General features: G+C 43.4%; 13 protein-coding genes. 3 read left to right on the forward strand and 10 right to left on the reverse strand.

Annotated features, from left to right (window positions below):
- Positions 1-101: 101 nt before the first annotated feature.
- From KXV15_RS00145 to hisI, 4 genes are read right to left on the reverse strand one after another with little or no spacing between them, the layout of a single operon-like run.
- Positions 102-1,211 (reverse strand): AI-2E family transporter, encoded by a 1,110-nt coding sequence (locus KXV15_RS00145; RefSeq protein WP_240006127.1) that lies wholly within the window; start codon positions 1,209-1,211, stop codon positions 102-104.
- A gap of 26 nt (positions 1,212-1,237) precedes the next feature.
- Positions 1,238-1,915 (reverse strand): heme exporter protein CcmB, encoded by a 678-nt coding sequence (ccmB, locus tag KXV15_RS00150; RefSeq protein WP_240006128.1) that lies wholly within the window; start codon positions 1,913-1,915, stop codon positions 1,238-1,240.
- On the reverse strand, positions 1,912-2,547 hold the full coding sequence (gene ccmA / locus KXV15_RS00155) for a heme ABC exporter ATP-binding protein CcmA (protein WP_240006129.1): 636 nt from the start codon (positions 2,545-2,547) through the stop codon (positions 1,912-1,914). Before ccmA ends, ccmB begins: the two co-directional genes overlap by 4 nt.
- Positions 2,548-2,940 (reverse strand): phosphoribosyl-AMP cyclohydrolase, encoded by a 393-nt coding sequence (gene hisI, locus KXV15_RS00160; protein ID WP_240007181.1) that lies wholly within the window; start codon positions 2,938-2,940, stop codon positions 2,548-2,550. It abuts the gene before it with no gap.
- Positions 2,941-3,072: 132 nt separating this feature from the next.
- Between hisI and KXV15_RS00165 the strand changes: the two genes are divergently transcribed.
- Entirely contained in the window at positions 3,073-4,443 is a 1,371-nt protein-coding gene (locus tag KXV15_RS00165) for an MATE family efflux transporter (protein ID WP_240006130.1), read from the forward strand.
- On the opposite strand, the gene KXV15_RS00170 is transcribed toward KXV15_RS00165, so the two are convergent.
- A complete protein-coding gene (locus tag KXV15_RS00170; RefSeq protein WP_240006131.1) occupies positions 4,444-4,755 on the reverse strand; it encodes a TM2 domain-containing protein in 312 nt (103 codons plus the stop codon).
- Positions 4,756-4,870: 115 nt separating this feature from the next.
- On the reverse strand, positions 4,871-5,263 hold the full coding sequence (locus tag KXV15_RS00175; protein ID WP_240006132.1) for a helix-turn-helix domain-containing protein: 393 nt from the start codon (positions 5,261-5,263) through the stop codon (positions 4,871-4,873).
- A gap of 225 nt (positions 5,264-5,488) precedes the next feature.
- Between KXV15_RS00175 and KXV15_RS00180 the strand changes: the two genes are divergently transcribed.
- Positions 5,489-6,367: a 3-hydroxybutyryl-CoA dehydrogenase gene (locus KXV15_RS00180; RefSeq protein ID WP_240006133.1), complete on the forward strand. Its 879-nt coding sequence runs from the start codon at positions 5,489-5,491 to the stop codon at positions 6,365-6,367.
- Positions 6,368-6,399: 32 nt separating this feature from the next.
- Here KXV15_RS00180 and KXV15_RS00185 read toward each other — a convergent pair whose 3' ends face one another.
- From KXV15_RS00185 to parE, 3 genes are all read right to left on the reverse strand, one after another.
- A complete protein-coding gene (locus KXV15_RS00185; RefSeq protein ID WP_240006134.1) occupies positions 6,400-7,173 on the reverse strand; it encodes a response regulator in 774 nt (257 codons plus the stop codon).
- Positions 7,174-7,257: 84 nt separating this feature from the next.
- On the reverse strand, positions 7,258-7,587 hold the full coding sequence (locus KXV15_RS00190; protein WP_240006135.1) for a chorismate mutase: 330 nt from the start codon (positions 7,585-7,587) through the stop codon (positions 7,258-7,260).
- Positions 7,588-7,683: 96 nt separating this feature from the next.
- Entirely contained in the window at positions 7,684-9,720 is a 2,037-nt protein-coding gene (gene parE, locus KXV15_RS00195) for a DNA topoisomerase IV subunit B (protein ID WP_240006136.1), read from the reverse strand.
- Positions 9,721-9,948: 228 nt separating this feature from the next.
- Between parE and KXV15_RS00200 the strand changes: the two genes are divergently transcribed.
- A complete protein-coding gene (locus tag KXV15_RS00200) occupies positions 9,949-11,376 on the forward strand; it encodes an aldehyde dehydrogenase family protein (protein WP_240006137.1) in 1,428 nt (475 codons plus the stop codon).
- Positions 11,377-11,958: 582 nt separating this feature from the next.
- On the opposite strand, the gene mutL is transcribed toward KXV15_RS00200, so the two are convergent.
- Positions 11,959-13,797, reverse strand: coding sequence for a DNA mismatch repair endonuclease MutL (gene mutL / locus KXV15_RS00205; protein ID WP_240006138.1), 1,839 nt, complete (start codon positions 13,795-13,797; stop codon positions 11,959-11,961).
- Position 13,798: the final 1 nt, after the last annotated feature.

Consider the following 13,798-nt stretch of genomic DNA (forward strand, 5'->3'; position numbering starts at 1 on the left):
CAATTTGGTTTCGCGAAAATTTTTCTTTTATCTTACAGAAACCATAATTCTGTTTCAAGCAAAGTATCTTTACACCAATAGATTGCCAAAAGATTATGATTTTAAGAAGTTTTTCCATCCGTTGCCGTAACGTCACTATCAGGACGACCATTTGCACTCATAAGAATAGCTAGGGCGCGGGTTTGTTTAAACTGCGCAAATATAATCATAATCATTACAGTAAGTGGAACGGCAAGGAACATTCCAGATCCACCCCAAATTTTGCCCCAAAATGCCAATGATAGAAACACCATTAACACTGATAAATTAAGGCTATCACCGGTCATACGGGGTTGAATGATGTTTCCAACCACAAACTGAATGCCCTGTGTAATGGCAAGAATCAAAATTGCTGGGATTGGAGTTGTAAATTGCACCAATGCAAAAAGCGCAGGAAAAACAGATGCAAGCGCCCCGCCCAATGCCGGAATATAACTTAGGATAAAGGTGACAAGCGCCCAAAACATTGCATTTTTAAGCCCCATAATCAAAAAGACTACATAACACGCAACCGAGAGCATTATTCCAGTTATGGTTTGCACCCACAAATAATCTTCCATTGATTTGCGAATTTTCGCCGAAAGCGCAACAACACGATCTCTTTCTTCTTTTTCTTGGAAAATATAGATGATTTTTTTCGGCAAAGTTGACTGCATGGCGAAAAGGCAAAGCACATAAATAACAACAAACAATGCCTCGCCGCCAAAACCTTTTAAAACCTCACCGACCTGATTTAATAAGCTGGATGGGTTTATTTTGCCAAATAATTGCACAAGTGTTGGCGCGGGGGCGTTAATATGCAACATGGTATAAATCTGTATAATCACATCATTAATGCGATTGTTATAAAGATTTATGTCTTTTGCAAAAGCTGATGCGTAATCTGCAACAAAAGCAACTAGACCTGCAAGGCAGGCAAAAACCAAAATAAATACAATCGGCAATGCCAGTTTGCGTGATATATTTGGAATTTTTTTATGAATTAAGTCTGCAAAACCATCAATCATAAGCCAAAGGAAGATTGCCAAGGCCAATGGGGTTAAAAGATCGGCAAAATATATAAGACCAAGCACAACAACGGCAGTTGCAGTTATTGATAAAGATGCGGATGTGATTTTTTCCGGGTTCACTTTTTTGAGCGTAGTTTTTTCAGACGTAGTGTTTTTATTCATTACGCCAAAATACCGCGATTTTTGCCTTAATCAAGGTTTAGTTTTATCGCAGCAGCAATTGCAAGCGGGCAGAGAACAATTGCAAACAAAACAATTGCCGACAAAAGGAAAAAGCCTTGGGTAAAAACCCCGTTGCCCATCATTATCTGCCCTGCGGTTGATGAGCCAAAAATCACAATCGGAGTATAAAGTGGCAACGCCAAAAGCGCCACCAAAAGGCCGCCACGCTTTACACTTGCGCCCAATGCCGCACCAACCGAGCCAAGCAAAAACATCGCCAAGGCCCCAATAAAAAGCGTAAATGTCATTGGCATAACATATTCAGATGGAATGTTTAGCATTAATCCAGCGACCGGCATCGCCACCAAAAGCGGTAAGATTATTGCCACAAATTGCCCTAAAATTTTGCCAAGCATTGCGATTGAAAATGGCAACCCAGATAAGGACAATTGTTCCATTGTGCCATCATCAATATCGCCCTGAAACAACCGTTCCAGTGAAACAAGCGAGGCAAGCGCCAAGGCAAGCCATAAATAACCACCGCCAATTTTGGCAAGTAACTCCCGATCTGGCCCCACCGCGAATGGCAATAATAACATTGCACCGGCAAAGAATGCGGTTGGCAATAATGCGCCGCCACCTGTTCCAAGGTTTAATTTAACCTCACGCGTGATGATTGATAAAAAGGTTCTTAGCTCTTTCATAAATCATCCCCCGCATATTCAGGGACATAATCCATCAAATTAAGTAATTGCATGGGTTTACAATTTGGTGTGTCATGAACGGCGGCAATGATTATGCCACCATTTGCCCGATGTTCATCAATAATTTCGCCCAATTGCGCACGACCCTTTTCATCCAATGGGGCAAAAGGTTCATCAAGCAGCCAAACAGGACGGTTGGCAATTAAAATTCGCGCCAAAGAAATACGCCGCTTTTGCCCAGCACTTAAAGAAGCGCCCATTAGGGGCAAAAGATGCGGAATATTAAGGCGGGTAACAATTTTTTGGATATTGGCGCGGTCACCGCCAAATAAATCGCACCAAAACTCAAGCTGTGCCTTTATGGTTTGGTTGGCTTTTATCGCGTCAAGATGCCCCAAAAAACATAGGCTTTCGGTAAGCTCGCGACCGCCATGACCGTTAAAAACAATCTTACCAGCAAGTGGTTTATGCATATTGGTTATGGCGCGCAAAAGCGTTGATTTGCCCGCGCCATTCACACCGCGCAATTCAACCGCATCCCCAGATTTAAGCGCAAGATTAAGACCAGAGATTAACAATCTCTCGCCCCGTTTTAGCGCTATTTCATTTAATTCAAGGGTGCAATCAAACATTTATTTTTCTTGTGGCTTTTTACCATTAATTACAAGTGCGGCATTATCATCAAGTTCACGGTAAAAGCAATTTGCAAATCCAACATGGCAACATCCGCCATCACCCCCAACCTCAACCAAAAGCAAAACCACATCCTGATCACAGTCGGTTTTAATTGCCTTCACACTTTGGATTTGACCAGAAGTTTCACCTTTTAACCACAATGATTTGCGAGAACGTGAATAATAATGCGCCTGTTTCGTTTCAATGGTTTTCTTTAGTGCTTCTTCATTCATATAGGCAAGCATGAGAACTTCACGGGTTTCAAAATGCTGGGCAATCACTGGAATCAAGCCGTTTTCATCAAATTTTGGGGTAAATTTCGACCCCAATTCCAATTCTTCTTTACCCATAATTTCTAATCCTTTTATCCAAAAAGCTTTAGAAGATTTAGGAATAATGGTCAAATTATAAGTATCTGTTACCAATCCACATTTATAAAGGTGTGACTTTTAATTTTCACCAACCAATGCTATGCGCACCCTATGTCAGAGAAATTAAAACCATGGAAAGACGAATTTACGGCAACATTTTTGTTGGCGCTGCCGATTATATTGTCAAATCTTTCCAACACTTTGATAAATGCAACCGATGTATTTTTATTGGGGCGCTTGGGCAAAGATGCCTTGGCGGCATCGGCAATTGGTGTGGGGCTTGTGATTTCACCGTTGGTCTTTGGCATTGGTGTAATTTCGGCATCTTCGGCAATGATTGCCAAAGAATTGGGGGCAAAGGCACATTCGGTGCGTGATGTTCGGCGCACAGTGCGCGCATCATTCTGGGTCGCATTTCAATTTTCATTGCCGGTGATGGTTGCACTTTGGTTTACGGGTGATTTTGCCCGCTTTGCAGGTCTTGAGGAACATCTTGCCAATAATATCGGCCTATTTGTTCGCGGGTTGGAGTTTGAAATCCTTCCGGTTTTGTTGATTGTGGCATTACGAAACTTTGTGGTGGCACTACATAAACCGATGTGGTCCATGATAATTGGTTTTATAAATGTCGGTTTTAATGCGTTTATCAATTCTGGCTTAATTTTAGGATATTGGGGTTTTCCCCAAATGGGGCTTTTGGGCGCGGGGATTGGTTCATCATTTACGGCATTATTCTCATTATCATTATTCATTTTTATCATAAGCACGCAAAAACCATTTAGACGCTATTCCATTTTTGGACGGTTTTGGCGCATCGATAAAGTTCGCCTCAAAGAATTATGGAATTTGGGTATGCCAATTGGCTTCCAAGTTGGTTTTGAGGTTTCAGTTTTTGCCGCCGCAGTTTTTCTTATGGGCTTTATTAGTACCAATGCAACGGCGGCCCATTCAATCGCGTTACAGATTGCATCAATAAGCTTTATGGTGCCGATGGGAATTGCCCAGGCGGCAACGGTTCGGGTCGGTAACGCGCTGGGTCGTGGCGATGAAATGGGGATTGCCCGTGCCGGTTGGGCATCATATATTATTGGGGTTGGCTTTATGGCAATGATGGCATTGGTCATGTGGAACATTCCATACACACTTGCCGGACTATTCATTGAAAAAGACGCCGCCGATGCCGCAACCGTTATTATGATTGCCGTAAGCTTTATAAAAATTGCCGCCATTTTCCAAATTTTCGATGGCGCGCAAGTGGTTGGTGCAGGTATGTTGCGCGGGCTTCATGATACCAAGGCTCCAATGATTTTTGCACTTATTGGCTATTGGGTTATCGGCCTTGGGGTTGGCGCATATTTGGCGTTTTACACACCATTACAAGGTGTTGGCATCTGGATTGGTCTTGCCACTGGTCTTGGTGTGGTTGCAATATTAATGATTATCCGTTGGCAGTTTAGACGACAATACGGTCTTTTGCCATAATTACCGATATTGCTGTGCCAATATACGGGCATATTCTATGCTTTTTTGGCGCGCCGTTCCGGCCGCAACAAACCAGTCAATCATGACCCAAATCCCCAAACCACCAAAAGTTATTAACTTTAGAAAACCTAATAAAAAATCCCCTAAATAAAATTTGTCAGCCCCAAAATTACCCAGCCACATATTCCAACCATAAGCCAAAACGGGGTTCTTTTCATTTTCCAAATATGTTGAAATAAAAGATTCACGACGATCAATTGGTATTGAATCATAAATTGAAAAAAGTTCACGCATATAAGTTTTTCTATTCATAATATCCCCCAAAACATAGAAATACTTATGGGTGAAACAAGCACCATGTCAACCAAAAAAATCCCGCCAATAAAGGCGGGATAGTTGATCAGTGTATGAGTGGGATAATTTGTTTCTATGCCGCGTCAGTAGAAGTTTCTTCCATCGCTTGTGCCAAATCCAAAAGACGGCGGCGTGTACGTTCACCAAGGCGGTAGTAAGTGCGAATAAGTTCGCGTGTTTCTTTTTGACGCAAGATTTCAGGGCTAATATCATCATGATCATTCGCAACAGGTGCATTTGCAGGCGTTACATTAAGGCCATCATAGAAATATTGTACTGGCACAGATAATGCAGAAGATAATTCAAACAAGCGGCTTGCAGTGATGCGGTTTGCGCCACATTCATATTTTTGAATTTGTTGGAAACGAATGCCAACAATATTTGCAAGCTGTTGTTGGGTCATACCCATTAGCCTTCTGCGGCGGCGAAGTCTGCGTCCTACATGAAGGTCAATTGAAGTAGCCATTAAAAAATCTCCTTAAGTATCATTTTGAAACAAAATTTTTCTTCAAAAGGAGTAATTGCAACCGTTGTGCCATTCCCAATTGGGGAATTTTGAAACACCAAATCAAATTTGCCACCAAAAACTCGACCAAAGCATATGAAAATTTGCAACTTTTGCATTGCACAATTCTCTTGAACCTTTATTTTATTGCGCCTAAGTTCACGCAAATTTTGCAAAGGTATATTTATGAGCCAGATTACGACTGTTGGGGTTATTGGTGCAGGACAAATGGGAAATGGTATTGCCCATGTTGCCGCACTAGCAGGTTATAATGTTGTTCTTTCCGATATCAGTCAGGAAAGCCTTGATAAAGCACTAAAAACAATTGAGAAAAACCTTGGCCGTCAGGTTTCAAAAGCCCTTATTACAGATCAAGAATCCAAAGACGCATTCGCAAAAATTACTATTTCTACTGACCTTGCTGCAATGAAAGACGCTGATATTATCATCGAAGCAGCAAGTGAAAATATCGAAATCAAAAAAGCAATTTTCAAAAACCTTTTGCAACACATTAAACCAGAGGCAATTCTGGCTTCTAATACTTCATCAATTTCTATTACCCGCCTTGGGGCATCAACCGACCGTCCGGAAAAATTCATTGGTCTTCACTTTATGAATCCGGTTCCAGTTATGAAATTGGTTGAGATTATTCGCGGCCTTGCAACCGATGAAACCACTTATGCGGCGGCGCTTGAAGTTGTTACCCGTATGGGAAAAATTACAACCAATGCCGAAGATTTCCCTGCATTCATCGTAAATCGTATTCTTGTGCCAATGATTAACGAAGCAATTTACACCCTTTATGAAGGTGTTGGCACGGTTGAATCAATCGATAAAGGCATGCGCATGGGGGCAAATCACCCGATGGGTCCACTTGAATTAGGTGACTTTATTGGTCTTGATACCGTTTTGGCAATTATGCAGGTTCTTAACGAAGGTCTTGCCGATACCAAATATCGCCCTTGCCCACTTTTGGTTAAATATGTTGAGGCAGGGTGGCTAGGCCGTAAAACTAACCGCGGTTTCTATGATTACCGTGGTGAAACACCGGTTCCAACCAGATAATAAAACAAAACCCGCCAAATTAGGCGGGTTTTTTATTCTTCAAATTCAAAACGACCACTTCGGGCAAAGGCGGTTTCTATCGCCTCCAATAATTTATTCACGTCAAATGGCTTGACCACAATTGCGTCCGCACCACGGGTCAAAGTATTGAATAATTTGTCATCAACATTGCCCGACATGGCAATGATACCAACATCCGGAAACTTCTCACGTAGTTTGGGAATAGTATCAATCGGCACAATCCCCGGCATATTCATATCGCTAAGGATAACATCAACATCTAGCAAATCCACTGAATCAAGGGCATCATTCATTGATTCCGCCAATGTTACCCGATAGCCAATTTCATTGAGGATTTTATAGCATATTGTGCGTATTGATTTTGAATCATCAATAACAAGTACATGTGGCGGATGTTCGCCATTTTCCATGTAATATTCAAGGCCTTCAAGAATTGAGGTAAGTCGTTCTTTATTAAATGGCTTGGCAAGCAGAAATTCCGCGCCCACCATTTTGGCATGCATCAGATGGGAATCCATTTCGTTTATTTCATCGGTCGCACTCATCGCGATGACAATAATATCTGGATCAGTGGCTTTTAGTTTTTTTACGTTGATGCTGCCCTCAGAATCCGGAAGCCCCAAATCCAAAAACGCCACCTTTGGATTGGTTGCCTTAACAAGCTCGATACCTGATGCGAGATCAAAAGCAATTTGTGCTTCCCAGCCCTTTTCATCGAGCATTTTGGCAATAAGCTTTGCTTGTATTTTTCCGTCTTCAATAATGACACAAAAATTGTTTGGCACAAAAGGCTCCAGCTATTTTAATAAGCTAATTTAAATTTTCAAATCATATACATCAAACATCTAAATATATTACCAACAGATGTTTCAAATTTTATGGGTCTGATCAAACCTTGAATACTCAAATTCAATGCATTGGGTGATTAATAAACGCCATACAGGCTCGGCAATATTGGGGGATAAACCAACCACCTCGGCTGATTTAAGAACTTTTTGGATTACATCCTCAATACGTGGTGCATCATAAACCATATCGCGGCTTTCTTTTATGCGTGCAGCCGCACCCATAAATGATTGTCTTTCGGCAACCAATTCCACCAAAATCCTATCAATACGGTCAACTTCATGTCTAACATCGGTCATCGTCTGACATTCATCAGCGGTTTTTAATTTCGGTAAATGTTCCAATTTCGTCATATCGCTTAAGTATCGGATGAAAAAATAAATTACAATAAGGTTTGGCAATAAATCACGCCAAAATAAAAGGCACTTTGCCAAGTGCCTTTTAAAAAATTAAATATCAATCTCTTCTGCGTATTTCGCATTTTGGGTAATCCAATTAAAACGGAGTTCCGCCTTTTTACCCATCAAAGTTTCCACCAAATCAGAAACCATTTCTTCATCCTCTTTGGCGATTTGTAATCGTGCCAAAGTACGGGTGACAGGGTTCATAGTAGTTTCTTTTAGCTGGGCCGGCATCATTTCGCCCAAGCCCTTAAATCGTCCGATTTCCACCTTGGCATTGGCACGGAATTCGGTGCGCAAAATTTCTTCTTTATGGGCATCATCACGCGCATAAAAACTTTTTGAACCGTGCGAAATTCTATATAGCGGCGGCATCGCAAGATATACTTTGCCCGCTTCAACCAGTTTTGGCATTGCACGATAAAAGAATGTCGCCAAGAGTGCGGCAATATGCGCACCGTCAACGTCCGCATCGGTCATGATGATAATGCGTTCATAGCGCAAATCAGCAAGATTGAATTTGGACCCCATGCCAACACCAAGGGCAAGTGCCAAATCATTCAATTCCTGATTCCCAGTAAGTTTATCGCCGCTTGCCGAAGCAATGTTCAAAATTTTACCACGCAATGGTAAAATTGCCTGTGTCATACGGTTACGCGCCTGTTTAGCAGAACCACCCGCAGAATCACCCTCTACGATAAATAACTCGGTTCCTTCGGCATCTTGTTTGGTGCAATCGGCAAGTTTACCAGGAAGGCGAAGTTTACGAGTTGCAGATGCGCGTGAAACCTCTTTTTCCTTACGACGCTTAAGACGTTCATCACAGCGGGCAATAACCCAATCAAGAAGCGCACGTGCCTCTTTTGAATTACCAGCTAACCAGTGATCAAATTTATCACGAACCGCATTTTCAACAATACGTATTGCCTCTGTGGTTGCCAATCTGTCTTTGGTTTGCCCTACAAATTCAGGCTCTTTAATAAATACCGAAATCAAAGAAGCCGCAGAATCAAACACGTCATCCGCAGTAATATTTGCGGCCTTTTTATCATTTAACAATTCACCATAGGCACGAAGCCCCTTGGTAATTGCCGCCCTAAGGCCTTGTTCATGCGTGCCGCCTTCTGGGGTTGGAATGGTGTTACAATAGCTTCTCATAAAGCTATCGGCATCGCCAAAGCCGCGCATCCCCCACGCCACCGCCCATTCAACCGAGCCATGCCCCTGTTGTTTATCGGTGCGCCCGGTAAAGGCGTTTTGGGTTACGGTTGGTGAGCTTTCGACAACGGTCTGTAAATAATCGGCAAGACCATTTGGGAAGCAGAACACCTCCTCGGTTGGGATGTTTGACCCTGGCTTAATACGCTCTGGCGCGCATTTAAAACGGATTTCAACCCCGGCAAAAAGATAGGCTTTTGAGCGCGCCATATTAAACACGCGCGCCGGATCAAATTGCAAATTTTCACCAAAAATTTCGGCATCGGGATGGAAACGTGTTAATGTACCACGGCGGTTTTGAACAGCACCCAATTCCTTAATCGGACCTTGGGGAATACCGCGTGAAAACTCCATAGCATAAAGTTTTCTGTCGCGTGCCACCTCGACATAAAGCCTATCGGAAAGGGCGTTTACCACAGAAACACCAACCCCGTGCAAACCGCCCGAAGTTTGATAAGATTTATCAGAGAATTTACCACCGGCGTGAAGCACGGTTAGAACAACTTCTAATGCTGATTTCCCCTCATATTTCGGGTGGGGGTCAACCGGAATACCACGACCATTATCAATAACCACCAATGATCCGTCTTCTTCAAGGCTTACCTCAATTCGGTTGGCATGCCCTGCGACCGCCTCATCCATTGAGTTATCGAGAACTTCGGCAAAAAGGTGGTGTAATGCGCGGCTATCGGTACCGCCAATATACATGCCCGGGCGTTTGCGCACGGGTTCAAGCCCTTCGAGAACCTCAATCGAAGATGCCGAATAATCAGAAGAACTGCTTGGTTGTGTGTTGTTTGTTGCTTTTGGCTGTGGTTTTTGTTCTGGTAACTCGCCGCCAAATAGACTTTCCGCACTTTGCGTCATTATTCTTTGCCAAACCTTCTTTAATTACATTAACCCCTATCCCAAAAGCTATTTCGCGCATTTGGTCAAGATTTACGGCTGCTTTGGGCGGGGGATAGTTTATTTAGGCTCGCATGAAGGGGTTGCATCACGACCCCATTCGTTATAACAAATCACCACTTGATTTAAGGCAGGCAAATTGCCAAGTTAAATAATAACCCAGATTGAATAATAACTAAGGGACAGATCATGCTTGATAAACGCAAATTCTATATCAATGGCGAATGGGTAAACCCGACAAAACCAAATGACCATTTCATCATCAACCCCGCCAATGAAGAGCAAATCGCCGTTATTTCGCTTGGCACAGAAGACGATGTCAACAAAGCAATCGCCGCCGCCAAAGCCGCATTTGAAACATTCCAATTTTCATCAATTGATGAACGCATTGCGATTTTGGAAAAAATCACCAACCTTTTAAAAGAACGCAATGAAGAAGTTGCACAAGCAATCAGTGATGAAATGGGTGCGCCTTTATGGCTTGCACGCTCATCCCAAGCACCTTCTGGTTATGCACATTTTGCCGAAACTTTGCGGGTTTTAAAAGAATATAGCTTTGAACGTAAAATGGGGCCGTCACAAGTATTGCGTGAACCAATTGGCGTTTGTGGCCTTATTACCCCTTGGAATTGGCCAATTAATCAGGTGGCGTGTAAAGTTGCCCCTGCGCTTGCGGTTGGCTGTACTATGGTTTTAAAACCATCCGAACTTGCACCACTTGATGCCATGATTCTTGCCGAAGTTATTGACGCGTCAGGGGTTCCAAAAGGTGTGTTCAACCTAGTAAATGGTGACGGTATGGGCGTTGGCGTTCCATTGTCTTCGCACCCTGATATTGATTTTGTTTCATTTACTGGTTCAACCCGCGCAGGGATTGAGATTTCAAAAAATGCCGCGCCAACCGTTAAAAAAGTCGCCCTAGAACTTGGTGGCAAATCACCAAACATCGTGCTTGAGGATGCCGATATTGAAAAGGCAGTCCGCCAAGGTGTAAGAATTTGTTTTGGCAACTCTGGTCAATCGTGCAACTCTCCAACCCGTATGTTTGTGCCGCGCGCCAAATTGGAACAAGCCAAAGAAGTCGCAAAGGCAACTGCGGAATCGGTTGTGGTTTCCAATCCTTCTGATGAAAACGCGCCAAAAGGCGCAATTGGCCCGCTTTCAAATGCCCGCCAATTCACCAAAGTCACTGGCATGATTGAAGATGCTATCAAAGAGGGCAATGAATTAATCGCCGGAGGTACTGGTCGTGCCGATGGTTTTGACAAAGGCTATTTTGTCAAGCCAACCGTTTTTGTTTCCAAAGATAATAATTCAACCATCGCCCGCGAAGAAGTATTTGGTCCAGTTTTAACCATTATCCCTTATGATAATGAAGAACATGCAATTCAAATGGCAAATGATACCGTTTATGGTTTATCGGCCTATGTTCAATCATCGGATAATGACCATGCACGTGCGGTTGCCCGTAAACTTCGGGCGGGTATGGTGCATCTAAACGGCATCCCAACCCAAATCGAAGCGCCATTCGGCGGATATAAACAATCCGGCAATGGGCGGGAATGGGGTGAATTCGGCCTAGAAGAGTTCACAGAAGTTAAGGCAATTATGGGATAGGGTTTTCCCTACCCCATTCCCTATATTTTGTTGTTCTTCGCCCTATCCGAAAAGTCTCCAACTTTTCGGGGCTCATCAATGAATGGGGTGAATTCGGCCTCGAAGAATTCACCGAGGTTAAGGCGATTATGGGATAGGGTTTTCCCTACCCCATTCCCTATATTTTGTTGTTCTTCGCCCTATCCGAAAAGTCTCCAACTTTTCGGGGCTCATCAATGAATGGGATGAATTCGGCCTCGAAGAATTCACCGAGGTTAAGGCTATTATGGGATAGACACTCAAGTTGCCACCCTCCTCGCTTCGCTCGTCACTCAGCGACTTGGAGCATAAAGAGAAATAAAATCCAAAAGCTTGGTTTTCGATTTTATTTCACATATTTTTAAAGGCCCTGCATCGCAGGGCTTTTATTTTTACGGCTTCTTTATTTTTTTTACGACCTTAATTATCGCGCCTTTAGTTTGCATCGGCTAGTTTGTACTTGTCACGGGGAATGTGCGCGCCAAGACCTTCCAACTGCCCCCAACAGTAAGCGCTGCCCCGTGACAATAATTTATATGTGACAATAATTTTCAATTAAATTTATTATTTTCTACCAAATAATTTTTCAATATCATTCAGGCTGAGCTTAACGAATGTTGGTCGCCCGTGATTGCATTGCCCCGAACGTGGGGTAACTTCCATTTCACGCAAAAGGGCGTTCATTTCAACTGGCCCCAATTGGCGCCCCGCCCGCACCGAGCCATGACATGCCATACGCGACAAAATCTCGTCAATTCTTTCTTTAAGACGCATGGCATTATCAAAACCAGCGATTTCATCGGCAAGGTCTTTTAATAATTCTTTGGCGTTTATCTTACCCAAAATAGCCGGGGTTTCGCGCACCAAAATGGCACCATCGCCAAACCCTTCGATAACCAAGCCAAATTGTGCCAATTCATCGGCCTTGGCCAACAGATTATCGCAATCAACCGCATCCATTTCGACAACATCGGGTATAAGTGATAATTGGCGCGGAATTCCGGTTTCGTTCATTGCCGCCTTCATTCTTTCAAGCACAAGGCGTTCATGCGCGGCATGTTGATCAACAATTACGATGCCCTCATCAGTTTGGGCAACAACATATGTATTATGAAGCTGTGCCTTGGCTGCACCCAATGGGAAATTTTGTGGCGAAGATTGTGGCTGTACTTCTTCGGTTTGTGGTTCTTCAAATGCCCTTGCCATTGGTGCGGGGGCTTGTTGCGGCGTAAATTCACGCGGCATGCCTTCATAAAAACCTGTCTGAACAGGTTTTGGCGCGGGAGTATAATTATAATTACCCTGATAAAATTTCGGCGCATCAGTTTGTTGCAATGACTTCCCAAGTGCGCCAATGGTTTGGCTCGCAAGGCTAGTGCTGGCACGAACCGAAACTTCGCCAATTGCGTGCCGTAATGCACCAATTATAAGACCACGAATTAAGGCAGGGTCACGAAACCGCACTTCTGTCTTTGCGGGGTGAACATTGACATCAACCAATTTGGGTTCAAGTTCCAAAAATAGTGCCAAAATCGGATGGCGATCTTTTGCCAAAACATCCTGATATGCCGCGCGCGCCACACCTTTCAGCATTGGATCTTTTACAGGGCGATTGTTCACAAATAAAAACTGAAAACGCGAATCTGAACGCGATGCCGTTGGTAATGATGCAAGCCCATATAGCCTCACCCCCTCGCGCTCGACATCAATTACAAGGCAATCATCCGCCAAATCTGCACCAATAATATCGCGTATTCGTGCGGCAGGTTCGGTTTCATCGTGATTTTTGGTACGAAAAGAAATCTTGCCATCAAGATAAAGCGAAAAACCAATTTCCGGGCGTGACAAAGCAAGGCGTTTTACAACATCAATAATGGCGATATTTTCACTGCGCACGCTTTTCATGAATTTAAGACGAGCCGGTGTCGCAAAAAACAAATCCCGCACCTCAATACGTGTACCAGAATTCAACCCAGCCCAAGCACAAGGTTTTATTGGTGAAACCTGCCCACCTTCAATATTTATTTCCCATGCTTCGGAAGATAAATAATGGCGTGATTGAATTTTCATGCGTGCGACCGCGCCAATTGATGGCAAGGCCTCACCGCGAAAGCCGAGGGTATTGATATTGGTTAAGTCAGCCGTATTACCATCATCTTTTAATTTTGATGTCGCGTGGCGCAAAATCGCAATTGGTAACTCATCCTTGGTTATGCCACTGCCGTCGTCTTCGATTAAAATACGTGCCAAGCCGCCTTCATCGCACCAGATATTAACACTCTGGGCGCCCGCATCAAGTGAGTTTTCAATAAGCTCTTTTAAGGCAGATGCGGGTCTTTCAATAACCTCGCCGGCAGCAATCTGGTTTATAACCTGTTGTGAAAGCTGTCGAATACTTCCCATA

The sequence above is a fragment of the Pseudaquidulcibacter saccharophilus genome, from assembly GCF_019455445.1.
Classification (GTDB): Bacteria; Pseudomonadota; Alphaproteobacteria; order Caulobacterales; family Aquidulcibacteraceae; genus Pseudaquidulcibacter; species Pseudaquidulcibacter saccharophilus.

What these genes read in the sequence shown, in the direction of transcription:
- KXV15_RS00145 (WP_240006127.1), bottom strand. Translation starts at nt 1,211, where the DNA reads ATGAATAAAAACACTACGTCTGAAAAAACTACGCTCAAAAAAGTGAAC.
- ccmB (WP_240006128.1), bottom strand. Translation starts at nt 1,915, where the DNA reads ATGAAAGAGCTAAGAACCTTTTTATCAATCATCACGCGTGAGGTTAAA.
- ccmA (WP_240006129.1), bottom strand. Translation starts at nt 2,547, where the DNA reads ATGTTTGATTGCACCCTTGAATTAAATGAAATAGCGCTAAAACGGGGC.
- hisI (WP_240007181.1), bottom strand. Translation starts at nt 2,940, where the DNA reads ATGGGTAAAGAAGAATTGGAATTGGGGTCGAAATTTACCCCAAAATTT.
- KXV15_RS00165 (WP_240006130.1), top strand. Translation starts at nt 3,073, where the DNA reads ATGTCAGAGAAATTAAAACCATGGAAAGACGAATTTACGGCAACATTT.
- KXV15_RS00170 (WP_240006131.1), bottom strand. Translation starts at nt 4,755, where the DNA reads ATGAATAGAAAAACTTATATGCGTGAACTTTTTTCAATTTATGATTCA.
- KXV15_RS00175 (WP_240006132.1), bottom strand. Translation starts at nt 5,263, where the DNA reads ATGGCTACTTCAATTGACCTTCATGTAGGACGCAGACTTCGCCGCCGC.
- KXV15_RS00180 (WP_240006133.1), top strand. Translation starts at nt 5,489, where the DNA reads ATGAGCCAGATTACGACTGTTGGGGTTATTGGTGCAGGACAAATGGGA.
- KXV15_RS00190 (WP_240006135.1), bottom strand. Translation starts at nt 7,587, where the DNA reads ATGACGAAATTGGAACATTTACCGAAATTAAAAACCGCTGATGAATGT.
- parE (WP_240006136.1), bottom strand. Translation starts at nt 9,720, where the DNA reads ATGACGCAAAGTGCGGAAAGTCTATTTGGCGGCGAGTTACCAGAACAA.
- KXV15_RS00200 (WP_240006137.1), top strand. Translation starts at nt 9,949, where the DNA reads ATGCTTGATAAACGCAAATTCTATATCAATGGCGAATGGGTAAACCCG.
- mutL (WP_240006138.1), bottom strand. Translation starts at nt 13,797, where the DNA reads ATGGGAAGTATTCGACAGCTTTCACAACAGGTTATAAACCAGATTGCT.